Source organism: Caballeronia sp. GACF4 (assembly GCF_023631025.1).
GTDB lineage: Bacteria > Pseudomonadota > Gammaproteobacteria > Burkholderiales > Burkholderiaceae > Caballeronia.
On the sequence record NZ_JALQDW010000002.1, the window covers coordinates 205,325 to 228,441 of the forward strand.

Genomic DNA, 23,117 nt, shown 5'->3' on the forward strand with positions numbered 1-23,117 from the left:
GACGCCTGCGACCAACGTGAACGTGCGCGAAGCAGCGTGCATTTGACCCTCGCGTTTTCAGTTCGCAGGATGAGCGAGCCGAAAAGCTGACGACTACAAGTGGTAAGGAAGGAACTACGAGAACTACTGGCAGGACCGCGCGCCTTGACGACGCGAGGCGCTACGCCTGGCGATTTACGCTAGACGTAGCGATAGGGGCCGCGCTAGGCGGCCCGAAATAATTCGGAGGGAGGAAGACTGGGTGAGACGCATATTTGCACTCTAAACCACTGCTTAAGATCGTGTCAAATACGTGCTGAATCTTTTTGCAATCGGCACAAGCCGAATCCGGGGCACTCAGACCGGCTTTCGAACGATCCCGGCGATGACTTCCACCTGACGCGCGATGGCGGGCGGCACGGGCACGTCGCCACGCATCACGCTTTCGATCCAGCGCGCGGTGATCGCGGCATCGAGCGACTCGGGCAAATCGATGGGCGGCGCATCCGGTTGCGAATGTTCGGGCGAAATCAGCGTTTCCGCGTGGCCGTCGTGGAACCAGTCGACCTGGACTTGCCGGCGCGTGTCTGCCACCGCTTCGCCTTCCGTGCCGCGCGCGAGCAGCGCACCGCCGGCAGCGGCGTCCGGATGCTCGGTGAAAAGCCCGGTCAGGCTCTCGCGATATTCCGGATGCGTGTAGTTCACGAGCCGCAAGCCCGGATCGGCGAACGGCTGAAGAATCTTTACGAGCGTATGCGTCGAATTGCGCACGCCCATCACGCGGCGCAGTTTCAAAAGGCGCGCGAGCTTCGGCGCGAGCGAGGCGATCGGCGCGAACGCGAGCCGGCGGGACGCGAGACTATCCTCGATTTCGTCGCGGGAAGCCGCGTGCGGAATGCCGAGTTCGCCGAAAATCGCGGCGCTCGTCACGCGGCCGGGATCGTCGACGACACCATGCACCAGCACCGGCACGCCTTCGCGCGCGAGCAAAAGCGACAGGAGCGGCGTGAGATTGGGCTGCTTGCGCGCGCCGTTGTAGCTTGGAATCGACACGGGCCGCGCATGCTCGCGGCCTTCCTGCACGTGCAGCGGCTCGAACGAGCGATGCGCGGCGGCAAGCATCGCGGCGAGTTCGGCTGATGTCTCGCCCTTCACGCGATAAGCGAGCAGCACGGCGCCGAGTTCGATATCGGACACGCGGCCGTCGAGCATGGCTTCGTAGAGCGCGTAGGTGTCGTCGCGGGACAATGCGCGCGCGCCGTTCGGCCCGCGGCCGATTTCCTTGATGTAGCGTGCGCAGGCAAAGTGGTTGGCGGGGGTTTCTGTCTCTGTCATTGGCGGCTTGCGCGGGCCGCAGGCTCGATGTTCAAGTTCGTGAGCGATGCGGCACGCGAGTTCGAAGGAGCGGGATAGACCTTCAGTATCGCATTTAAGCGATGCTGGCAAGTTGCCAACGCCGAATCCGTTCGCGCCGGTAAGCCCGCTGTTGGCTCGGCGAAAGCACGCGAATGCCCGCGAAAGCCCGCCAGACAAGCGCCGCCACGATTCGGCCTCGCGCGTTACACTCGCTCTCTCGCCGCGCGTTCGCACCGAACGAGGCGGCAACCCAGAAAACAGCAAAAGGAGAGCGGAATGAGTTACGTGTTTCCTCCGGCGCCCGCAGCGGCGGTGCCAGTCGATGGTTCGAGCGAGCAATTCCCGGTGCGCCGCATTTACTGCGTCGGCCGCAATTACGAAGCGCACGCGCGTGAAATGGGCCACGATCCCGACCGCGAACCGCCGTTCTTCTTCAGCAAGCCCGCCGATGCCGTGCTGTATGTCGCGCCGGGAGCCACGGGCGAGTTCCCGTATCCGTCGCAGACGAAAAACCTGCACTTCGAGATGGAACTCGTCGCCGCTATCGGCAAGCAGGGCAAGGACATTCCCGCCGACGAGGCGCTCGATTACGTCTACGGTTACGCGCTCGGCCTCGACATGACGCGTCGCGACTTGCAAGCCGAAGCAAAGAAAATGGGGCGCCCGTGGGATACCGCGAAGGGTTTCGACCGCTCCGCGCCCATCGGTCCGATTCATCCGGTATCGAAAGTCGGGCATCTGGAAAAAAGCGCGATCTGGCTGACCGTCAACGGCGAGGAAAAGCAGCGCTCCGACATCTCGCAGCTGATCTGGTCGGTCGGCGAGACGGTGGCTTACCTTTCCACGCTTTTCGAACTCTTCCCTGGCGATCTCATTTTCACCGGCACGCCCGAAGGCGTCGGCGCGGTGGTGAAGGGCGATCTGCTCAAGGGCGGCGTGGAAGGTATCGGCGAATTCTCCGTGCGCGTGGTTTGAGGCTCGCCCGTGAAGCTCTATAGCTACTTTCGCAGCTCGGCGGCGTATCGGGTGCGTATCGCGTTGAATCTGAAGGGGCTCGGCTACGAGTACGAGGGCGTTCATCTGCTGCGCGAAGGCGGTCAGCAACTGAAGCCCGAATACCGCGCGCTCAATCCGGACGGCATCGTGCCGACGCTCGTCGATGGCGCTGACGTGCTCACGCAGTCGCTCGCGATCATCGAGTATCTGGAGGAGACGCATCCGCAGCCGCCGCTGTTGCCCGAGCGCCCGGTGGATCGCGCGTTCGTGCGTTCGGTCGCGCTGCAGGTCGCGTGCGAGATTCATCCGCTCGACAATCTGCGCGTGCTCAAATACCTCAAGCACGAGGTGAAGACGCCTGATGACGTGAAGGACGCCTGGTACCGGCACTGGGTGGAGGCGGGATTCGAATCGCTTGAAAACCGGCTGGCGCGCGACGAGCGCGTCGGCGCGCTCACTTTCGGCGATACCCCGACCGTCGCCGATTTGTGCATCGTGCCGCAGGTGTTCAATGCGCGACGCTTCGGTATCGATCTGAATGCGTATCCGACGATCGCGCGCATTGCCGATTACGCCAGCCAGATCGACGCGTTCGCGCGCGCCGCGCCTAGCCAGCAACCGGACGCCGAATGACGGCAGTGATTCCGGCGGGTGCGCTGTCGAGTTATCTGTCGGGCGCGGGTTTGGGCGCGAGTCTGATCGTCGCGATCGGCGCGCAGAACGCGTTCGTGTTGCGGCAGGGTCTGAAACGCCAGCACGTGGGAATTGTCGTGGCGATCTGCGCGGCTATCGACGTCATGTTGATCGGGCTTGGCATTGGCGGAATGGGCGCGCTGATCCAGCGTGCACCGGTTCTACTCGACGTGATCCGCTGGGCGGGCGCGGCTTTCGTCTTTCTCTACGGCGTGCGGGCGTTTCTCGCGGCGTGGCGCGGGCCGGGACATTTGAATGCCTCGGAGCGCGATTCGCAGACGGCGGCTGGCGCGGCGGCAACGGTTTTTGCGTTGTCGCTGCTCAATCCGCATGTTTATCTGGATACCGTGGTGCTGCTGGGCGGAATCGGCGCGCGCTATGCGTGGCCGGGAAACGCGTGGTTCGCGGCGGGCGCGATGTGTTCGTCGGTCGTCTGGTTCACGGCGCTAGGGTATGGCGCGCGGTTGCTAAAACCGTGGTTCGAGAAGGACGTGTCGTGGCGCGTGCTGGATGTGATCGTCGGCTGCGTGATGTGGTGGATTGCGGGGACGTTGGTGGTGGCGCGGTGAAGAGTCCAGCACGCCATGAAGCAAGCCGACGCTAGAAGCGGCGTCCTTTGTCTATCCATTCCTGTGTCTTGATCATCGGGAGACGATATCTTGCACAGTTGAACGCTTCGAGGTGCTCGAGTTCTGTCCTGAGCATTCCGTTGAAAGCGGCCATATCGGTTTCGGATAAGCCTGCGCCTTCGACTGCCTGATTCAAGGTAGAACCGAAAAACACGATCTGTCGAATCGCTTCACCAAGCTGCTCACGATAGCGGGCTCTCAACGGGTCTGGGCCGCCCATGGACTCGACGATGACCTGATATTTATCGATCGAGCGGCGGTAGGTCCACTCGAACAAATCGATTGCCAAAGTGACGTCGAGTCGCTCGTAGACGCCTATCATCGCCAGCGCGTAATCGCTTTGCTCGACGTCGAGGAAGGACAAGGGTGCGCAATTCGACAACATGAGCGGCATATTTGCGCTCAGGCGACTAGTGCGCTTGTTCCCGTCGACGAAAGGCTGCAGATACGCGAGATTCACCCAAACGAAAAACGCTGCTTCCACAGGATTATGGATTCGAGTCGCTTTATCGATGATTTGCGAAAGCATCTCTCCGAGCAGCTTCGGCACCTGACTCGGCATGTACACTGACCCATGAATGCTAACGATCTTGCTTCGGATAGCACCGAGATCGGCTGCATCCGGCAAAAGATCGCGCATGAGCAGACTCTGCAAATTTCGAACGACAGGCACCGTCATGCCTTCGGTGGGAACCGCATCGACCATGAATTCGATCGCTTCCTTGTGATTCAAAAGCATGGTCGCGTCGCGGTCATCGGATTCCGTTCGTCCCCTTTCGAACAGTTCTCGCGTATCTAGCAGGGTTTTCTGATTGCCTTCGAGTCGCGATGACGACCATGACAAGTCGATGAGCAGTTGTTCCAAAACTTTTCGCGCATATGTTCCGGCAGGCTGTTGATCCTGCGACTTGCCTTTTGAATACAGATCTTCGGCTAGAGCGGCGGGCAATAGACCGCCGAAATTCGGCCGATAAGCATCGACAAATGAGCGTTGATAAGAGACAGGTTGTCGCATCCCCAGCGGAGCCGACAGCGCGGCAATCAGTTTCCGCGCTTCGTCATCCAACGCACGATAGCGTGTACCGGCAGGCCCGCGGAGCTCCCCTTGCACCTCGACCAACGACGAAGAATTGGTCGTTCGATAGATGGTCGACCTTCCCGCGCCTTGTCGCTCCAGTGAGCCTTGCGCGACCAGCCGGGCCAGAGCGCGGTTGACGGTCGGTCTGGACCACGGCCCGATGCTTGCCTCGATGACGCCAGCAGATACACCGGGATCACCCGCCTCGATGCGTTGCGCTACGCACTGGACGATGGCTAGAAGAAGGGACTGGTCGATCATAAAGGCGCCGATGATAAGAATAGCTTAATCTTATCATCGGCTTGATAAGATTGATAAGATTAACGCCGATCTTATCGAATCTCATCAGCGCCACACCTCACCCCAACAACGCGTCCGCGAACTCTTCCGCGCTGAACGGCTGCAAATCCTCGACCTTTTCTCCAACGCCGATGAAATACACCGGAATCGGCCGCTGACGCGCGATAGCCGCGAGAATGCCGCCTTTCGCCGTGCCGTCCAGCTTGGTCACGATAAGACCCGTCAAGCCGAGCGCGTCGTCGAAAGCCTTCACTTGCGCGAGAGCGTTCTGTCCCGTGTTAGCATCGATCACTAGCAGCACTTCGTGGGGCGCGTCGGGCATCGCCTTGGCGATCACGCGGCGCACCTTGCGCAGTTCTTCCATCAAATGCAACTGCGTCGGCAGGCGGCCGGCGGTGTCGGCCATCATCACGTCTATCTTGCGCGCGCGGGCAGCGCCCACGGCGTCGAAGATGACGGCGGCCGCGTCGCCGCTTTCCTGCGCGATCACCATCACGTTGTTGCGCTCGCCCCAGACCGTGAGTTGTTCGCGCGCGGCGGCGCGGAACGTGTCCCCGGCGGCGAGCAGCACCGACTGATTGAAATGCTGCAGATGCTTCGCCAGCTTGCCGATGCTCGTCGTCTTGCCGACGCCGTTTACACCCGCGATCATCATCACGAGCGGTTGGGCGCGGCCAAGCATCAGCGACTTTTCGAGCGGACGCAGCAAGTCGATCAAGAGCACGCGCAGTGCGGCCTTCACTTGCGTGGCGTCCGTCAAACGCTCGGCGCGCACCTTTTCGCGCAGGGATTCAAGCAGATATTCGGTGGCATCGACGCCCGCGTCGGACATCAGAAGCGCGGTTTCGAGCTCCTCGTAGAGATCTTCGTCGATCTTCGCGCCGACGAAGATTCCCGTGAGGCTCGTGCTCGTCTTCGATAACCCATTGCGCAGACGCGCGAGCCAGGACTTGCGCGCGGCCGGATCGGGCTCGGGCGGCGGCATGATTTCCTCGCTCGCCCGATCGGTCTCGGGCGCGCGCAGCCATTGAGATTCGGTGCGGCCTTGCCAGTATTGCGTAGGCTCGGCGGCCGAAGGCGCCGGTGCTCGATGTGATGAAGTGTTTGCAGCTTCAGCCTGATGCGGCTTCGCGCTGCCGCCATGAACATGCTCGTCAGACGCCGCCGCGTCGCCGCGAATAGCTTGCGTGTTCGAGGCCGCCGCGTCTTCACCATGAACATGCTCGCCCGACGCCTCGTCCTCTAATGCAACCGAGGAACCGTCGTCGTCCGCTTCGAGGTTGTCCTCTTCCGGCGTGTCGAGCGGCTCGTCAGCCGGCTTTTTGAATCGTTTGAAGAAGCTGAACATGGTATGTGAGGAGAGCGCGCGTGCTTGCCGGTTCGCGTCTGCGCGCCGATGCGCTCGCGTGTGCGCGGCTCGCGCTGAGATGTGTAAGCCGCGTATTTTATCAGGCGCGGCCCGACGCGCCTGTGCGCCTCCCGGCACGACGCCGCGCTGTGGTAACGTGGGCGCTCACGGCCCACGCCAGTCGCCGGGAACAGTCAAAACGCCCATCGGCCGGGCCGCGCGCCAGTCTCACTCAATCTCTTTTATGTCCCGTTCGTCCGACACTCGTCCGCATATTCTGGCCCGTTCCTCGGCCTCTTCGAGCCGCGCGTCATCGCGCAGCGGCAAGCCGCACACCATTCGCATCATCGGCGGAAACTGGAAGCGCACGCCGCTGCCCGTCCTCGATCTCGACGGTCTGAGACCCACGCCCGACCGTGTTCGCGAAACGCTCTTCAACTGGCTCGGCCAGGACCTCGATGGCCAGCGCTGTCTCGACCTGTTCGCCGGCAGCGGCGCGCTCGGTTTCGAAGCCGCGTCGCGCGGCGCGGCACGCGTGCTCATGGTCGAGCGTAGCGGCCGCGCGGTCGCGCAACTCAACGCGAATCAGGCGCGGCTGGATGCGCGCAACATCGAGATCGCCGAAGCCGACGCGCTGCGTCTGGCTCGCAGTCTCGCGCCAGGCTCGTTCGATGTCGTGTTCCTCGATCCCCCTTTCGGCGATCAGGCTTTGCTCTTGCGCGCCCTTGAGATCGCCGCGCCGCTCGTCGCCGCAGATGGCGCGCTCTACGTCGAATGCGGCGATTCGCTGGAACCGGCGAGCATCGACGCTCTGGCGGGCTGGGAAATCACGCGCGAAGGGAAAGCGGGCATGGTTCGCTATCATTTGCTGCGCCGCCAAAATGATGAATAATGCGCGTTCCCCGATCTGGCGCGCCCGGCGCGTTCGGACGGGGGCGGGGAAAATGGGCCATCGCTGTCACGCGGTCCAAGGTAAATAAAAGAGGAGAAAGCTCATGGTTGTCGCCGTGTACCCGGGAACGTTCGACCCGCTGACGCGCGGGCATGAAGACATCGTCCGGCGCGCATCGAGCATTTTCGATACGCTGGTAGTCGGCGTGGCCGACAGTCGCGCGAAAAAGCCGTTTTTTTCGCTGCAGGAACGGCTGGATATCGCCCACGACGTGCTCGGGCATTATCCGAACGTCCAGGTAAGCAGTTTCACCGGGCTACTAAAAGATTTCGTGCGCAAGAACAACGCGCGCGTGATCGTGAGGGGCCTGCGCGCCGTATCGGATTTCGAGTACGAGTTTCAGATGGCCGGCATGAATCGCTATCTTTTGCCCGACGTCGAAACCATGTTCATGACGCCGTCGGACCAGTACCAGTTCATTTCGGGCACCATCGTGCGCGAGATCGCCCAGCTTGGCGGCGATGTGAGCAAGTTCGTGTTTCCATCGGTGGAGAAGCGGCTGACCGACAAGGTCGGCGTGGCCGCCCAGAAAGATCCTTCGGCGCCTTGAGCGCCGGGTCCGCGTATCAGCGCTCGCGCGATGCGCGGACTCCATGCCGGAACATCGCCGGCGCAAGAGAGTGAAGCATCATGTCTTTGATCATTACCGACGAGTGCATCAACTGCGACGTGTGCGAGCCCGAGTGCCCGAACGACGCCATTTCGATGGGTACGGAGATCTACGTGATCGATCCGAACAAGTGCACGGAATGCGTCGGCCACTTCGATGAGCCGCAGTGTCAACAGGTGTGCCCCGTCGAATGCATTCCGCGCGACCCGGCGCACGTCGAGTCGCCGGAGCAGTTGATGGACAAATACCGCGCGTTGATGGCGGCGAAAGGCGAGTAACCGCCTTATCTCTGTTCTTACGCGCTGGCGAGTTCGGTCAGTGCAGCGACGAGCGCATCGCATTCGTCTGGCGTGCCGACCGTTATCCGCAAATGCTGGTCGATGCGCGGCAGCTTGAAATGCCGCACGAAGATTTCCTTCGTTCGAAGCGCGGTGGCGAGCGCAAGCGCGTCGTGCGCGGGGTGTTTCGCGAAGACGAAATTCGCCGCCGACGGCACCACTTCAAATCCCAGCGCGCTCAATTGCGCTGTCAACTTGTCGCGACTCGCGACGACTTTGCCGCAACTCTCCTCGAACCACGCGCGGTCTTCATACGAAGCGAGCGCCGCTACTTGCGCGAGCCGGTCGAGCGGATACGAGTTGAAGCTGTCCTTCACGCGCGTTAGCGCTTCGATCAGGCTTGCATCGCCGAATGCGAAACCCACGCGCATGCCCGCAAGCGAACGCGCCTTCGAAGTCGTGAGCACGACCAGCAGATTGGGATAAGCATCGACCAGATTCACGGCCGATTCCGCGCCGAAATCCACGTACGCTTCGTCGATGATGACTGGCGCATCCGGATTCGCCTTCAGCAGCACCTCGATTTCGGAGAGCGGCAAGGCGCGGCCCGTCGGCGCATTCGGATTCGGCAACAGCACGCCGCCGCCTGGCGCGCGGTAATCGTCGGTATCGATACCGAAATCCGCGTTCAGCGGGATCGCCTCGTATTCCACACCGTACAACTGGGCATAAACCGGATAGAAGCTGTACGTGATGTCGGGAAAACGAATCGGCCTGTCGTGTTTCAAGAGCGCCTGAAACGCGTGCGCGAGCACTTCGTCCGAACCGTTCCCCGCGAACACCTGCTCCACGCGCAAACCGTGATGCTTCGCCACCGCCTCACGCAACGCGCGCGCGGTCGGATCGGGATACTTGCGCAGCGACGTGCCGTCCTTGCCGAGTTCGCGCGTAATCGCCTCGACCACGCGCGGCGACGGCGGATACGGATTCTCGTTGGTGTTGAGCTTGATGGGATGCGCCAGCGCGGGCTGTTCGCCCGGCACATAAGGCGTCAGTCTATGGACGATATCGCTCCAGAAACGGCTCACGGTCTGCTCCAGTGGAAGTCAGGGATTGCGATGCAGGTTCATCATCGCGCGTTCGTTTTCGCCCGCGACGACGAAGGGCATGACGGCGAGCGCGCGCTCGATCGACTGATCGATCACGTCCTGCTCTTCGCGGCGCGGCGGCTTCAGCACGAAATTGGCGACGTCCGGCTTCGCGCCCGCACGCGCGCCTTCGGGAATCAGATCACGCGGATGCCCGATGCCAATGCGCAGCCGCCAATATTGCTGCGACGACAGATGTGCGGAAATATCCTTGAGCCCGTTGTGGCCTCCGCTGCCGCCGCCGAGCTTCATCTTGACGGTGCCGGGCGGAAGATCGAGTTCGTCGTGTGCGACGAGAATCTCATCGGGAAGAATCTTGAAGAACTGCGCGACCGCAACCACCGATTGTCCCGAGCGGTTCATGAACGTCTGCGGTTCCAGCAAATGGATTTCATGCCCGTTCAGACGTCCGCGGCCATAGTGACCGTGAAAGCGGCGCTCGTCGCGCAGACTCGCGCCGGCGTCGCGCGCCAATTGGTCGACTAGCCAGAAGCCCGCGTTATGGCGCGTCGCGGTGTATTCGGCGCCCGGATTTCCCAGGCCAACGATCAGCTTGATCATGTCGAATCATCGCAGGCTAAGAAGCCTGCTCGTATCGTTTGGTGTTGATGCGAAAAAAAACCCGCCGAGGCTTGCGCGCCGGCGGGTCACGTCGACCGTTCTTGCGAACGGATCGAGAGGATAGCGATACTTCGCTAGCTGATGCGTTTTACTCAGCAGCCGGCGTTTCACCCGTGGCTTCGTCCGTCGAATCCGACACGACAGCAGCCGGAATGGTAGCCGATGCAACCACCGGGTTTTCCGCTTCGATCGCGATCGTCAGGCTCACGCCCTTCGGCAGCGGGATGTCCTTTGCGTGCATCGTCTGGCCGGCTTCGATGGTCGCCAGATCGATTTCCAGGAACTCGGGCAGGTCTGCCGGCAGGCATTCCACTTCCAGTTCCGTCACGACGTGCGAGATCACCGCGCCCGCGAGCTTCACGGCCGGGTTGGTCTCTTGATTCATGAAGTGCAGCGGCACCTTGGTGTGCAGCTTCTTGTTCGCGTCGACACGCTGGAAATCCACGTGCAGCACCAGTTGCTTGAACGGGTGATATTGCACGTCGCGCAGCAGAACTTGTTGCGAACCGCCAGCGACTTCCAGTTCCAAAATCGACGAATGGAAAACTTCCTTCTTCAGCGCGTGCCACAGGGCGTTGTGGTCCAGTTCGACCAGTTGAACGTCCTTGTCCGCACCGTACACAATAGCCGGGGTCTTGCCCGAATTGCGCAGGCGGCGGCTCGCACCCGTACCTTGCTTGCTACGCTCGAAAGCGACGACTTTCATTTGAAACTCCTATATCTGCCCGCGACCAGGCAGTGAAAATCGGGATCAACGAAAATGCGCTGATCCCACAACAACGGCAAGAACCTTCGTTCGTTCCTGCCGATCATGCAAAAACGCGAAGCTCGTGCTCCGCGTTCCTTGCTAATTCTTGCTCAACCTTCCGCGAAAAGCGACATGACCGAGTCGCCGCGCCGGATTCGGGAGAACGTCTCGGCGAGCAGACCCGCGCTCGACAGCGGACGAATCTTCGGGCACGCGAGCGACTCCGCCGACAGCGGAATGGTGTCCGTCACCACGAGTTCGTCCAATTGCGATGCCGCGATACGCTCCGCCGCGCCACCCGACAGCACCGGATGCGTGGCATATGCGAAAACTTGAGTCGCGCCGCGATCTTTCAGCACTTGCGCTGCCTTGCAGAGCGTGCCGGCGGTGTCGACCATGTCGTCCATGATGACGCAGGTACGGCCTTCCACTTCGCCGATCACGTTCATCACTTCGGCGACATTCGCTTTCGGACGACGCTTGTCGATGATCGCGAGATCCGTGTTCAACTGCTTGGCGAGTGCACGTGCGCGCACCACGCCGCCGACGTCCGGCGATACAACCAGCAGATGATCGTGATTTTGCTTACGCAGATCGCCGAGCAAAACGGGCGTGGCGTAAATGTTGTCGACGGGGATGTCGAAGAAACCTTGAATCTGGTCGGCGTGAAGGTCCATGGTGATCACGCGATCGACGCCGGCAATTTCCAGCATGTTCGCGACGACCTTCGCCGAGATGGCCACTCGCGCGGAACGCGGACGGCGGTCCTGACGCGCATAGCCGAAGTAGGGGATGGCTGCGGTAATCCGGCCTGCTGATGCGCGCTTGAGCGCATCGACCATGATCATGAGTTCCATCAGGGTGTCGTTCGTCGGTGCGCAGGTGGACTGCAGAACGAATACGTCTTTACCTCGAACGTTTTCCTGAATCTCGACCATGATTTCGCCGTCGGAGAAACGGCTGACCATCGCTTTGCCGAGAGGAATTCCAAGGATCTTGACGACTTCCTGTGCAAGCGCGGGATTTGCGTTGCCAGTAAATACCATCAGGCCGTCACTGCTCATCGTGCACCTGTCTGCGGCTGGAGGCGAGAGGAAAAACGCGAGAAAAGGAATGGCAGGGGAGGAAGGACTCGAACCCTCGCATGCCGGAATCAAAATCCGGTGCCTTGACCAACTTGGCGACTCCCCTACACAACTTTGAGTCTCGCCGGGAAGTGTAGGACATACCCGGCAAAACGAAACCTATGACGCGAAAGCAAAGAGAGGATGACGTTCCAGACTGCTTGTCACCACGCTCTTCCAGCTTGCCGGGAGTTTGGCTTGCGCCATCTCTGCTTCGGCTCGGCTCGGGAAAGCGGCGAACACGCTTGCTCCAGATCCGGTCATTCGCGCGGGTGCGAGATTGGAAAACCACTCGAGCACCTGTGCAACTTCCGCGTACTTTCTTGCGACTACAGCCTGCATGTCATTTCGACCGAAGCTGTCTGGCCAGTTAGTGTCTGACTTTTGCGCTGCAAGAAAGTCCGTCATTGTGGCGACCTTCGTATCCCTTGTCAAGGCCTTTTCCGAAAAAATCGCCGCGGTCGGGACGTGAACTGAAGGAGTAACTACCAGGAAAAAACGCTTGGGCAGAACGACTGCCTGCAGCGCTTCGCCAACACCTTCTGCAAAAGCATTTTGCCCGGAGACAAAAAACGGCACGTCCGCGCCGAGTTGCAGGGCGAGATTCTGCAGAATTTCACGCGAAAGATCAACACCCCAGAGACGATTCAACGCTAAAAGAGTCGTTGCCGCGTCGGAACTTCCTCCACCAAGCCCCGCGCCCATTGGCAGATGCTTGTCGATCTCGAGCTCGACGCCAAAGCGACTGCCGGTGTGCTTCTGCAGCAGGCGCGCCGCGCGCACGGCCAGATCGTCCGCTTCCGGTACGCCCGGCACGAGCGTCTTGCGCGTAACGATGCCGTTATCGCGTCGCTTGAAGTGCAGCATGTCTCCCCAGTCGAGCAACTGGAAGACAGTCTGCAGCGAGTGATAGCCATCCGGACGACGGCCCGTGATGTGCAAAAAGAGGTTCAGCTTCGCGGGCGCGAGGCAGTTGCGAAGCGAGTCGTGAGTCGATGACATTTCTGATGCGAAGGCGTTATTGATCGAGCACCAGCTTGATATCGAGCGGCGGTTCCGAGCGGACCAGGTTCACGCGCTTGACGCCCGTCGCGGGCGCGTCGGCATAGGCGAGATAGTCGATGGTCCAGCCGTCCTGTCTGATCTCTTTGGGGCGGCCGTTGTTGGCTTCGGGATCGAGCGTGGTCTGCGCGCGCGAGGTTGGCGCCGCGGACGGCTGCAGCCAGTAGCGCAAGCCCTCGACCGGCAGCGCGAAGCCGAGCGTGTTCTGCATCAGCTCCGACACGTTCTCGGCGTTCACTGGCGGCCGGTTCGGCAGTTCGAGCGTCGCGAGCGACGGCGACGAAGTGACGATCGCCATGGTCTGGCCGAGCGGGTTGCGCAACTGGAGCGTCACGGTGTCCCCGGTTTCCTGCCAGTCGAAGTTGCCGTAGGCGTTGCGCGTCGTGCCGTTCTGGTCGTTGTACTGCACGGCGAAGCGTCCGTGATACGCGCGGCTCGTCTGCGTGGTGAGCGAAGTCGTCTTATCCGATGTGGTCGGCAAACGCGGCTGCAATGCGCAACCGGCAAGCATCAACACGGTCGCGGCCGTGAAACCGAGCGCGCCTTTGCGCATGAAACCGCGCGACGCGCCGGCAATGAAATCGAAAGCCATCAAAGATCGTTTACCTGAAGTCGTTTGAGCGTTTTGACGAGCGTGTCGTTGTCGGGTTCGAGCTTCTGCGCCTGACGCCACGTGGCGCGCGCCTGATCCTGCTCCCCGGACTTCCACTGCACCTCGCCGAGATGCGCGCCGATCTCCGCGTTCGGCTGAATCTTGTAGGCGTCCGAGAGAATTTTTTCGGCTTCGGCCGCGTTGCCCTGGCGAAAGCGCGCCCAGCCGAGGCTGTCCATGATGAAGGCGTCGTTCGGCGCGAGCGACACCGCCTTCTCGATCAGCTTCACCGCTTCGTCGACGCGCTGGTTGCGATCCACGAGCGAGTAGCCGAGCGCGTTATATGCCTGCGGATTGCTCGGGTCCACGCGCATGAGCTTGCGCAACTGCGTTTCCATTACGTCGTAGTGACCATTCTTTTCGGCGGCCATGGCGTAGTCGTAGGCGAGATCCGGATCGTCCGGGAACGCGGCCACGGCCTTCGCGAGATTCGCTTCCGCTTCGTCGTAGCGATGCGCCTCGAAAAGAATCGCCGAGTCGGTGCGCGCGAGCAGTGCGAGGTCGCGCGGATCGGAACTTTGCAGGCCATTGAGAAGCGATCGCGCTTCATCCACCTTGCCTTGCTTCGCGAGCAGTTGCGCGCGCGTGATCTGCGCGGGCAAATATTGCTGGCTCGTGCGCGGAATCTTGTCGAGCCACTGGCTTGCTTGCGCCTCGTCCTTCTGTTCGAGCGACAGTTGTGCGAGGTAGATGTAAGCCTGTCCCGGATCGCCGTTGGGCGACGCCTCCGCAGCCTGCGCGTACTGCTTGAGCAGGTCCTGCGCCTTGTCGAACTGCTTCTTCTGAATGTCGATGAGCGCGAGCGCCATGAGCGGCGTCAGATCTTTCGAGTCGTTCTTGCGCATGATCTCGAACTGCTTCTGCGCGTCGTCGAGCCGGTCCGACGACAGATACAACTGCGCCAGCGCGAGCCGCGCGTCATGCGACTTCGGATTCTTGTCGAGATACTTCTCGAACGAAGCGATGCCTTCCTTGCGCTCTTCCGGGCCCATGCGCGCGAGCGTGAGCGCCGCGGGCAAGTAATCCGGGCGCAGCTTCAACGCCTTTTCCAGCGATGCCTTCGCGCCCGGCTGGTCGTCCGCGAGCAACTGCTGACGGGCAAGCGCGAGTTGCGTTTCGGGCAGATCCAAGTCGTTCGCGGAGAGATCCTTCAGGACATTCAGGCCGCCTACGCGATTCGGTCCGCGTGCAAGCAGCGTCTGCAACGAAAGAATGGCTTCGCCGCGTTGCTCGGCCGGAACCTTGGCGAGTTCGTTTTGCAGCGTGGGCTTCGCGTCGTCGGGCTTGCCGGACACGATCAACAACGAAGCGCTCAACTGCGCGGCGCGCTCGGAATGCGGCGCAAATTGCTGCCAAAGCTGCGCGGAGGTCATTGCGTCGGTGGGGCTCTGCGCGGCAATGGCGATTTCCGTGGCGCGCTGAGCGAAGCGTGGATCATGCGTGTCGCGCGCGAGCGAGAGGTAAGTCTGGTAGGCGGGCGCGGCCTGGCCACGCTGCAAGGCGACTTCCGCCGCCAGAACCTGAAAGACGATCTGGCTGGATGCCGCCACGTTCGGCAAATCCTGCGACTCCGCGTTATTGACAGGCGCGGTCAGAAGATCAGACGCGTTTTGCGCCGCGGCCTGATCGTCGGTGCTCGGCACGGGTGTCGCGTTCGGTACCTGAGCGTGCGCGGGCGTGAAGGCGATCGCGGACAATGCAACTGCAATCGCGCCGGCCATGCGCGTGAACCGCGCCCTTGACCGTGCATGCGATCGGATGAGGCCGGCCTGACGCAACGTATTCAGTTTGATTTCGAACGGGTTCATGGAAATCCAGACGATGTTTCGGTCGATTGTAACGCGGTGGCTAAAATACCGGCACACTCGTCCCAGCAAGACGCTCTCCAGGAAATATGCCAGAACTGCCGGAAGTAGAAGTCACCCGTCGCGGAATCGAACCTTATGTCGCCGGAAGGCGCGTCGAGCATGTCGATGTGCGTACACCCGCGCTGCGCTGGCCCATTCCGGCGCATCTCGCGAAGACGCTCGCGCGCCTGAAAATAGAGAAGGTCGAAAGGCGCGGCAAATATCTGCTGTTCGAGACGGCCGAAGGCTGGCTCATCGTGCATCTCGGCATGACAGGCACGTTGCGCGTCTTGCGTAACGTGCCGCGCCCACCGGATGCCGCCAAGCACGATCACGTCGATATCGTGTTCGATGACTTCATCCTGCGCTTTCGCGATCCGCGTCGCTTCGGCGCGATTCTGTGGCACGCACGCGCCGATGGCGACGTGCTCGCTCATCCCTTGCTCGCGAGTCTCGGCGTCGAACCGTTCTCGCCGGAATTCTCAGGCGCGCTGCTGCTTCGCGCGACGCGCGGGCGCAAAGTATCGGTGAAGCAGGCGCTGCTTGCAGGTGGAATCGTCGTGGGCGTGGGCAATATCTACGCGTCGGAGAGCTTGTTTCGCGCGGGCATTCGTCCGACGACTGCCGCCGGGCGCATCTCGCTCGTGCGCTACGATCTGCTCGCCGATGCCGTGCGCGTGACGCTCGCGGCGGCGATCGAAAAGGGCGGCAGCACGCTGCGCGACTTTGTCGGTAGCAATGGCGAATCGGGCTACTTCCAGCTCGACTATTTCGTCTATGATCGCGCCGGATTGCCCTGCCATGTGTGCGGCACCGCCATCAAGCAAATCGTCCAGGGGCAACGCTCGACGTACTTTTGCCCGCGCTGCCAACGTTGAACTCAATGCTCGCTCTTACTGACTTTTCCGCGCGCCTGATCGCGTGGCAACGCATTCACGGCCGTCACGACCTGCCGTGGCAGAACACGCGGGATGCTTACCGCATCTGGCTCTCGGAGATCATGCTGCAGCAGACGCAGGTCAGCACGGTCATTCCGTATTACGCGCGTTTTCTCGAACGTTTCCCGACCGTGACTGCGCTCGCGGACGCCCCGATCGACGACGTGATGGCGCTCTGGGCCGGGCTCGGCTACTACTCGCGCGCGCGCAATCTGCATCGCTGCGCGCAGGTCGTGGCGTTCGAACACGGCGGCGCGTTTCCGCGCACAGTCGAAGCGCTCGCGGAATTGCCGGGCATCGGCCGATCGACGGCGGCGGCGATTGCATCGTTCGCGTTCGCCGCACGCGCGACGATCCTCGATGGCAACGTGAAGCGTGTGCTTGCGCGCGTGTTCGGCGTCGAAGGTTTTCCGGGCGAAAAGCGTGTGGAGAACGCAATGTGGACGCTCGCCGAATCGCTCTTGCCCGATGCCGCCAACAAGGATGAAGTCACCGCCTACACGCAAGGCCTGATGGACCTCGGCGCGACGCTGTGCGTGCGCGGCAAGCCCGATTGCGCGCGCTGTCCGTTCGCGCCGGATTGTGTGGCGAACGTGGAAGGACGTCAGCGCGAGTTGCCGGCGGCGCGTCCGAAGAAAGCGGTGCCGACGCGCAAGACGTGGATGCTGGTGCTGAAAGACGGCGATTCGATCCTGCTAGAAAAGCGTCCGCCGACGGGAATCTGGGGCGGTCTCTGGAGCTTGCCCGAAGCCGCCGACGAAGCCGCGCTCGCGGCCGTGGCGCACAGTTTTGGCGGCGACGCGCAGTTGCAGCGGCTTGCGCCGCTTTCGCATACGTTCACGCATTTCAAGCTGGAAATCGAGCCGCGTCTCGGCGAAACCCGTGGCACGCCGCGCGAACTGAACAACGCGCAAACCGTCTGGGCGCCGCTTTCCCGGCTCGATGCGTTCGGCGTTCCCGCGCCCGTTCGCAAGCTGCTCGACGGGCTCACCGGCTCGCTCATCTGAAGCGCTAAAGCAGTTGATGATGCTGCATGTAGTGATGCACGACGTCGATACGCGCGCCGGCATCCATCAGTTCCATGAGCTTCTGGCGCGCGCGCATGGGAATCGGCAGGATTTCGGCAAGACGGTTCGACACCCAGGTGGGGTCGTCGAAGAGATAGGGCTCGACGAACGGAAGGTTCTGCGGCTCGCGCGTTTTGATGGTCTCGATGATGCGCTCCAGCACCTCCGCGCACGCGCCGAACTTGGCGAGCGTTTCAGCGCCATGCAGCGGCTGATCCTCGCCCAGCACTTCCGCCGTTCCAACCAGCAGATTGCTCGGGTCGACGCGATGCGTCACGAGCCGAAAGCGTTCCGTTCCGCGCGCCTGCACGAGCAGGAGGCCGAAGGTATCGACATCGCATTCCGTGATTTCGGCAAGACAGCCGATGCTTTCCGGCACCGACGGATCTCCCGGCGACGCGATCTCATGACCGCTCTTTAACAGGCACACGCCGAACGGCGACTTCTCGCGCAGACACGAACGCGCCATGTCGAGATAGCGCGCCTCGAAAATCTTGAGCGGCAGCAGGCCGCCGGGAAAGAGGACAGTGTGAAGCGGAAACAGCGGCAAGTCGGCTAGAACGGGGTTCGAGGACATTGCGCGCCTCCAGTTTGCGACCGCCGACGCGGCGATCAGGTTCGCGTGTGGATTGCGCTGTCATCCACGGGGATGGGCGCGTCACGATGCCGCACGATCACATTGGCGTCGCCGCGAAAGTGCGCGGCCAGCGCCTGTGCGATGTACACCGAGCGATGTTGCCCGCCCGTGCAGCCGATCGCAACCGTGAGATAGCTGCGGTTATCGTCGCGAAAGCGCGGCAGCCATTTGCCGACGAATTCGCCGATGTCGTCGATCATCTCGCCGACCATGGGCTGCGCCGAAAGATAGTCGATGATCGGCTGATCGAGGCCCGTGAACGGGCGCAACTCGCGGTCGTAATACGGATTCGGCAGCGTGCGCACGTCGAAAACAAGATCGGCGTCGAGCGGCACGCCGCGCTTGAAGCCAAACGATTCGAACATGAGGGTGAGGTCGGCGGCATCGGTTTCGACGAAGCGCTTGACCCACGCGCGCAGGACGTTCGCGCGCAGATTGCTGGTGTCGATCTGATGGCCGTACTCGGCCAGGTCGGCCACGAGTTCGCGTTCCCGCTCGATGGCTTCCGCGAGCGAGTTGAGCACGCCGACATCGGCCTCGTGCATGGGTGAACCGGAAAGCGGGTGACGGCGACGCGTCTCGGAGAAGCGCTGAATGAGCGACTGCGTGCTTGCGTTGAGGAACAACACGCGCAGGTCGTACTTGCTAGACAGTGTGTGGATGATGCCGGGGACATCGTCCAGGGAATGGCTCGAACGCGCGTCGATGGCGACGGCGAGACGCTGCTGTCCTTCGCTCGACAGGTAATCGGCCAGTTCGGGCAAGAAGCGCGGCGGCAGATTGTCGACGCAGTAGTAGCCGCCGTCCGCGAGAGCGTTCAGCGCAACCGATTTGCCAGAGCCGGAGATGCCGGTGATCAGGATGATACGCATGGGCTTCGCTACAATTGCCTTATCTTAGCACTGGCTTCGGGTCCGTTTTTCGCGCTTCGAGCGTGAACTCGGGCGGGAAATTAGATCAGTTTGCCGGGGAACTGGCTATCCGGGTCCTGCATGGCGAGCCGCTGACGGTCCATGAAGTCCCGCAACGTGTCGATGCCGCGCAATTGCAGGATCGTATTGCGTACCGCCGCTTCTACCAGCACAGCAAGGTTTCGGCCCGCGGCGACTTGAATCGTCACTTTGCTGATCGGCAGACCGAGGACATCCACGGTCTGACTTTCCAGCGGAAGCCGTTGAAACTCGCCATCCGGCCGACGGACCAGTTGCACGATCAGCTTGAGTTTCATTTTGCGGCGCACGGCGGTCTCGCCGAAAATCGTCTTGATGTCCAGCAGACCGAGACCGCGCACTTCGAGCAGATTTTGCAGCAGGGGCGGGCAGCGCCCTTCGACGAAATCAGGACCAAGGCGCACGAAATCCACGGCGTCGTCGGCCACCAGACCGTGACCACGGCTGATCAACTCCAGCCCGAGTTCGCTTTTGCCGAGGCCGGAGTCGCCGGTCAGAAGCACTCCCATACCCAGAATGTCGATGAACACGCCATGCAGCGTGGCGCGTGGCGCGAGAATGCGTGACATGTAAGCGCGCAGACTGTCGATGACCGCGGCCGCGGACATGCGCGTCGTGAAAAGCGGTGTGGACGATCGCGTGCAGCGCAGCACGAGTTCCGGCGGCGCGCCGACTTCGCCTGCCACCACGAGAAACGGCGGTTCCAGTGCGATCAGTTCGGCCATGTGGCGCGAACGGTCTTCGTCGGACTGGCGCTGGTAGTAGTTGATCTCGGCGTCGCCGAGCACCTGGATACGGTTGGGGTGAATCAGATTCAGGTGGCCGACCAAGTCCGCGCTGGAGGTCGCGTTGGCAACGGTTTCACTCGAAAACCCGCGTTCCCAGCCTTCGTGCCCAGTCAGCCAACTGAGCTTCAAAGTGGCGGCGTTGTCGTCGAAAATGCTTTGGGCGTTGATGCTGGACGTATCCATGAGGCCGGAACTCCGTTGGAAGCCGGGAGCAGCCAACGCGCGCCGAAGCGAATTGCTTCAATCAGCCGCATGGTGCTGCATTTTACTGCGTTTGACCCGCGTTCAGACCGCGTTTGAAACGATTGTGCCGCAGAAGCACCGCATAAGCGAGACGCCCCAAAAAGCCTGGAAAGGGCGGCTGACCTGCTGCAAATGCGGCTCTCGGCAGTGCGAGCGCGCCGCTTACGGCTGCCACTGCGTGAGGACCTGATACAGGGCCTCGCGATTTTCTTCCTTATGCAAACGCTCGCGCGCTTCGCTGTCGGAGAGTAATTGCGCGATCTCCGAGAGAATTTCAAGATGCTGCTGGGTCGCCTGCTCGGGCACGAGCAGGAAGATCAGGAGCGAAACCGGCTGCCCGTCGGGCGATTCGAACGCGACAGGCTCCGCCAGGCGCACGAAGGCGGCGAGCGGTTGCTTCAGCCCCTTGATGCGGCCATGTGGAATGGCGACGCCTTCGCCGAGGCCAGTCGAGCCGAGACGCTCACGAGCGAAGAGATTGTCGGTGACGATGCTGCGGGCGATGCCGTTCTGGTTCTCGAAAATCAGACCCGCCTGCTCGAATACACGCTTCTTGCTGGTAACGGCCAGTCCGAGAACCACGTTCTCGATGGGAAGAAATTTAGCTAAACGATTCATGTTGGCAGGCTGATGCGTGGCCTGATAGCTCCTCATCGTGGCTACTGTAAGCGCGCACGGCGACGATCGGACGGAAAATGCGCTTGGGCTTCCTGCAGCGTATCTGTTTGGTTAACCCCTGTAACAACCGGGCCATTATAGAACAGGGTAAAGCGTCATGGTGCGGCGCGCCATTGCCCTATTTGCAACTCAATGTGCAGTACAAAACCCGGGAAATCAATGGCTTGTGCTGATTCGTAACCCGTTCACAACAAAAAAGCCGCCAAGGCGGGCGGCTTTGCTCTGGTCTGTGCTCTCGATGACTGTTCGGCCAAGGTTGGAGGATTTCCTCCAAACCCGCCCACCGGCTGGCGGCGGGCACGTGCAAAACGACCTCGGATCACGCGACGCGCCGCATTCAGGGCGACGGCGCTTCCAGTTCTTGCGCTTCGGCGCGGTACTTGATGGCCTCGTGAGCGTGGCCCTGGATCTTGTCCTTATGCTTGATGACCTGACGATCCAGCTTGTCCACCATCAGATCGATGGCCGCGTACATATCAACGTCACAACTCTCGATGAAAATGTCCTTGCCCTTCACATGCAAGTTGATTTCACACTTTTGCCGCTTGTCCTTTTCCCTATGATTGTCGACCGAGAGGACAACGCTGCCGTCGATCACTTGATCGAAGTGACGCAGCACCCTGTCCAGTTTCGTGATCACGTACTCGCGCAACGCAGGCGTTAATTCGAGGTGGTGTCCACTGATCTTCAAGTTCATAGTTGCTCTCCAAGCTGATGGCCGCCAGGCCAAGGCTCGTCCGATACCGGTCGGCGATGCGGCTCCAGAGCGCATGAGCTACGAGCGCGTGAGGAAGGGCGCACCGGCCGGCTCGTCCGCGCATTTGCGCTGCGGCCGGTAAACGTCCGTCGCGACATGCGACAGACTATAGAGACGGGTCAAAGAGACTTGCGCAGATTCACTGCGGGAATTCTCAGTGCCTCGCGATACTTGGCGACAGTGCGCCGCGCAACCACGAAGCCTTGTTCCGCCAGCAGTTCGGCGATGCGGCTGTCTGAAAGAGGAGTTTTAGGGTCTTCCGCTCCTATCAGTTGCTTGATGAGGGCCCGGATCGCCGTGGACGATGCCGCGCCTCCAGTGTCAGTCGAAACATGCGATCCGAAGAAGTACTTAAATTCAAGCGTCCCGAATGGGGTGAGCATGTACTTTCCGGTCGTCACGCGTGAAACCGTCGACTCGTGTAAACCCAGCGTATCAGCAATTTCCCTCAAAACCAAGGGCCGCATGGCGATTTCGCCATGAGCGAAGAAGTTCTTCTGACGCTCGACAATGGCCTGCGCGACGCGAAGAATCGTCTCGAATCTCTGCTGAATATTCTTGATGAGCCAGCGCGCTTCCTGAAGTTGTTGCCGCAACGAACCGCTGCCCGGATCACCACGGTTGTTACGCAAAATGTTCGCGTACAAGTGGTTGATACGCAGCTTCGGCACAATCTCCGGATTCAACTCGGCGGTCCACCCGCCAGACATCTTGCGCACGAGAATGTCCGGTACGACGTAATCGGCTTCGCTCTTGCCATAGGCAGCTCCTGGAAAAGGCTCCAATGACTTGATCAGCAAATGCGCGTCCCGGAGCGAATCGTCGCTCGCCTTCAGATGCTTGCGCAGACGCGTGAAATCTCGCGCGGCAAGCAATTCCAGATGATTGTTGACGATGTCCAGCGCAAGCGTGCGCGTGGGCGAACCATCCAGTCGCAGCAATTGCAGCTTCAAACACTCGGATGCCGAGCGGCCGCCCACACCGGGCGGATCGAAACTCTGCAGCAAGGCGAGTGCCGCGCTGAGTTCGTCGACATCGACTTCAAGTTCGTCGGGCAGATCGGCCTGGACTTCTTCGAGCGTGGCCGTGAGATAACCGTCTTCGTCCAATGACTCGATTAGGAACGTAATCAGCGCGCGATCGCGCTGGTTCGCCGACGTCATGCGCAACTGCGCGGTCAGATGGTCACGCAGCGTCGTGGTCGATTCGTGGATTTGCAGCGGCGGGAGATCGTCGTCGTCGGAGGCATTGTTCGAACGGCCATAGTCTTCGAGGTTCCACGAACTCGAATCCGCGCCGTTGTCGGAGCCCATGCCGTTGTATTCGTCGACACCTTGCGGCTCGCCGTTCTCCGAGCGATCGGAACTCGACGTGCTCGATGACGAGCCGTTGCTCATCATGGGTTCGGGCGCCGAATTGTTCGAAGCGGGAGACGAGATCAGCGAGCCGTCTGCCGCGACGCGCAGCGGGCTTGCAATCCAGTCGTCCTCGTTCTCGAGCAGCGGATTTTGCGCGATGGCCATTGCCACTTCCTGCTGCAATTCGAGCGTCGACAACTGCAGCAGCCGGATGGACTGCTGCAGTTGTGGGGTCAGCGCAAGATGCTGCGATAGTCGGAGTTGGAGGCTGGCTTTCATG

General features: G+C 61.3%; 24 protein-coding genes and 1 tRNA gene. 8 read left to right on the forward strand and 17 right to left on the reverse strand.

The window, feature by feature from the left end; genetic code table 11:
• Positions 1 to 336 precede the first annotated feature (336 nt).
• Positions 337 to 1,314 (reverse strand): DNA-binding protein YbiB, encoded by a 978-nt coding sequence (gene ybiB / locus NCR40_RS01045; RefSeq protein WP_244826899.1) that lies wholly within the window; start codon positions 1,312 to 1,314, stop codon positions 337 to 339.
• Between the two features lie 297 nt (positions 1,315 to 1,611).
• Between ybiB and NCR40_RS01050 the strand changes: the two genes are divergently transcribed.
• Genes NCR40_RS01050 through NCR40_RS01060 form a run of 3 tightly spaced genes read left to right on the forward strand, consistent with a single transcriptional unit; the run spans position 1,612 to position 3,593 of the window.
• Positions 1,612 to 2,310 carry a fumarylacetoacetate hydrolase family protein gene (locus tag NCR40_RS01050; RefSeq protein WP_250508525.1) on the forward strand — a complete coding sequence of 233 codons (699 nt, stop codon included), beginning with the start codon at positions 1,612 to 1,614 and terminating at the stop codon, positions 2,308 to 2,310.
• 9 nt (positions 2,311 to 2,319) lie between these two features.
• Positions 2,320 to 2,964 (forward strand): maleylacetoacetate isomerase, encoded by a 645-nt coding sequence (gene maiA, locus NCR40_RS01055; RefSeq protein WP_250508526.1) that lies wholly within the window; start codon positions 2,320 to 2,322, stop codon positions 2,962 to 2,964.
• Positions 2,961 to 3,593 carry a LysE/ArgO family amino acid transporter gene (locus NCR40_RS01060; protein WP_244826902.1) on the forward strand — a complete coding sequence of 211 codons (633 nt, stop codon included), beginning with the start codon at positions 2,961 to 2,963 and terminating at the stop codon, positions 3,591 to 3,593. The genes maiA and NCR40_RS01060 overlap by 4 nt, the downstream gene beginning before the upstream one ends.
• Positions 3,594 to 3,624: 31 nt before the next feature.
• Here NCR40_RS01060 and NCR40_RS01065 read toward each other — a convergent pair whose 3' ends face one another.
• Positions 3,625 to 4,992: a Fic family protein gene (locus NCR40_RS01065; protein ID WP_250508527.1), complete on the reverse strand. Its 1,368-nt coding sequence runs from the start codon at positions 4,990 to 4,992 to the stop codon at positions 3,625 to 3,627.
• 97 nt (positions 4,993 to 5,089) lie between these two features.
• Positions 5,090 to 6,379: a signal recognition particle-docking protein FtsY gene (gene ftsY / locus NCR40_RS01070; RefSeq protein ID WP_250508528.1), complete on the reverse strand. Its 1,290-nt coding sequence runs from the start codon at positions 6,377 to 6,379 to the stop codon at positions 5,090 to 5,092.
• A gap of 277 nt (positions 6,380 to 6,656) precedes the next feature.
• Between ftsY and rsmD the strand changes: the two genes are divergently transcribed.
• From rsmD to NCR40_RS01085, 3 genes are all read left to right on the forward strand, one after another.
• Positions 6,657 to 7,271, forward strand: a complete 615-nt coding sequence (gene rsmD, locus NCR40_RS01075; RefSeq protein WP_250508740.1) for a 16S rRNA (guanine(966)-N(2))-methyltransferase RsmD — start codon at positions 6,657 to 6,659, stop codon at positions 7,269 to 7,271.
• A 103-nt stretch (positions 7,272 to 7,374) separates the two neighbouring features.
• Positions 7,375 to 7,881, forward strand: a complete 507-nt coding sequence (gene coaD / locus NCR40_RS01080; protein ID WP_244826906.1) for a pantetheine-phosphate adenylyltransferase — start codon at positions 7,375 to 7,377, stop codon at positions 7,879 to 7,881.
• 80 nt (positions 7,882 to 7,961) lie between these two features.
• Positions 7,962 to 8,219: a YfhL family 4Fe-4S dicluster ferredoxin gene (locus NCR40_RS01085; RefSeq protein WP_250462846.1), complete on the forward strand. Its 258-nt coding sequence runs from the start codon at positions 7,962 to 7,964 to the stop codon at positions 8,217 to 8,219.
• Between the two features lie 17 nt (positions 8,220 to 8,236).
• On the opposite strand, the gene hisC is transcribed toward NCR40_RS01085, so the two are convergent.
• The 8 genes from hisC to NCR40_RS01125 all read right to left on the reverse strand — a co-directional run bounded on the left by hisC (position 8,237) and on the right by NCR40_RS01125 (position 15,382).
• Entirely contained in the window at positions 8,237 to 9,307 is a 1,071-nt protein-coding gene (gene hisC, locus NCR40_RS01090) for a histidinol-phosphate transaminase (RefSeq protein WP_250508529.1), read from the reverse strand.
• 18 nt (positions 9,308 to 9,325) lie between these two features.
• A complete protein-coding gene (gene pth, locus NCR40_RS01095; RefSeq protein WP_244826909.1) occupies positions 9,326 to 9,928 on the reverse strand; it encodes an aminoacyl-tRNA hydrolase in 603 nt (200 codons plus the stop codon).
• A gap of 148 nt (positions 9,929 to 10,076) precedes the next feature.
• The gene (locus tag NCR40_RS01100; protein WP_244826910.1) at positions 10,077 to 10,694 is read right to left on the reverse strand and encodes a 50S ribosomal protein L25/general stress protein Ctc; all 618 of its coding nucleotides are present in this window, start codon (positions 10,692 to 10,694) and stop codon (positions 10,077 to 10,079) included.
• A 152-nt stretch (positions 10,695 to 10,846) separates the two neighbouring features.
• Positions 10,847 to 11,800: a ribose-phosphate pyrophosphokinase gene (locus tag NCR40_RS01105; RefSeq protein ID WP_244826911.1), complete on the reverse strand. Its 954-nt coding sequence runs from the start codon at positions 11,798 to 11,800 to the stop codon at positions 10,847 to 10,849.
• Positions 11,801 to 11,850: 50 nt separating this feature from the next.
• Positions 11,851 to 11,927 (reverse strand) — tRNA-Gln (locus NCR40_RS01110).
• A gap of 53 nt (positions 11,928 to 11,980) precedes the next feature.
• The gene (ispE, locus tag NCR40_RS01115) at positions 11,981 to 12,862 is read right to left on the reverse strand and encodes a 4-(cytidine 5'-diphospho)-2-C-methyl-D-erythritol kinase (protein ID WP_250508530.1); all 882 of its coding nucleotides are present in this window, start codon (positions 12,860 to 12,862) and stop codon (positions 11,981 to 11,983) included.
• Positions 12,863 to 12,878: 16 nt separating this feature from the next.
• On the reverse strand, positions 12,879 to 13,514 hold the full coding sequence (gene lolB / locus NCR40_RS01120) for a lipoprotein insertase outer membrane protein LolB (protein WP_250462854.1): 636 nt from the start codon (positions 13,512 to 13,514) through the stop codon (positions 12,879 to 12,881).
• Positions 13,514 to 15,382, reverse strand: coding sequence for a tetratricopeptide repeat protein (locus NCR40_RS01125; protein WP_244826914.1), 1,869 nt, complete (start codon positions 15,380 to 15,382; stop codon positions 13,514 to 13,516). Before NCR40_RS01125 ends, lolB begins: the two co-directional genes overlap by 1 nt.
• A gap of 86 nt (positions 15,383 to 15,468) precedes the next feature.
• Here NCR40_RS01125 and mutM point away from each other — a divergent pair, with 86 nt between their 5' ends.
• Together mutM and mutY are read left to right on the forward strand one after the other, a co-directional pair.
• Complete coding sequence (gene mutM / locus NCR40_RS01130; RefSeq protein WP_250508531.1) at positions 15,469 to 16,299, forward strand: bifunctional DNA-formamidopyrimidine glycosylase/DNA-(apurinic or apyrimidinic site) lyase; 831 nt, start codon at positions 15,469 to 15,471, stop codon at positions 16,297 to 16,299.
• A gap of 5 nt (positions 16,300 to 16,304) precedes the next feature.
• Positions 16,305 to 17,366, forward strand: coding sequence for an A/G-specific adenine glycosylase (mutY, locus tag NCR40_RS01135; RefSeq protein WP_250508532.1), 1,062 nt, complete (start codon positions 16,305 to 16,307; stop codon positions 17,364 to 17,366).
• A gap of 4 nt (positions 17,367 to 17,370) precedes the next feature.
• On the opposite strand, the gene NCR40_RS01140 is transcribed toward mutY, so the two are convergent.
• From NCR40_RS01140 to NCR40_RS01165, 6 genes are all read right to left on the reverse strand, one after another.
• Positions 17,371 to 18,003 (reverse strand): LON peptidase substrate-binding domain-containing protein, encoded by a 633-nt coding sequence (locus tag NCR40_RS01140; RefSeq protein ID WP_244826917.1) that lies wholly within the window; start codon positions 18,001 to 18,003, stop codon positions 17,371 to 17,373.
• Between the two features lie 35 nt (positions 18,004 to 18,038).
• Positions 18,039 to 18,935, reverse strand: coding sequence for an RNase adapter RapZ (gene rapZ, locus NCR40_RS01145; protein ID WP_244826918.1), 897 nt, complete (start codon positions 18,933 to 18,935; stop codon positions 18,039 to 18,041).
• Positions 18,936 to 19,015: 80 nt separating this feature from the next.
• Positions 19,016 to 19,984, reverse strand: a complete 969-nt coding sequence (gene hprK / locus NCR40_RS01150; protein WP_061172712.1) for an HPr(Ser) kinase/phosphatase — start codon at positions 19,982 to 19,984, stop codon at positions 19,016 to 19,018.
• 222 nt (positions 19,985 to 20,206) lie between these two features.
• The gene (gene ptsN, locus NCR40_RS01155) at positions 20,207 to 20,662 is read right to left on the reverse strand and encodes a PTS IIA-like nitrogen regulatory protein PtsN (protein ID WP_244826919.1); all 456 of its coding nucleotides are present in this window, start codon (positions 20,660 to 20,662) and stop codon (positions 20,207 to 20,209) included.
• Positions 20,663 to 21,059: 397 nt separating this feature from the next.
• On the reverse strand, positions 21,060 to 21,419 hold the full coding sequence (gene hpf, locus NCR40_RS01160; protein WP_244826921.1) for a ribosome hibernation-promoting factor, HPF/YfiA family: 360 nt from the start codon (positions 21,417 to 21,419) through the stop codon (positions 21,060 to 21,062).
• A gap of 179 nt (positions 21,420 to 21,598) precedes the next feature.
• Positions 21,599 to 23,116, reverse strand: coding sequence for an RNA polymerase factor sigma-54 (locus NCR40_RS01165; protein ID WP_244826922.1), 1,518 nt, complete (start codon positions 23,114 to 23,116; stop codon positions 21,599 to 21,601).
• Position 23,117: the final 1 nt, after the last annotated feature.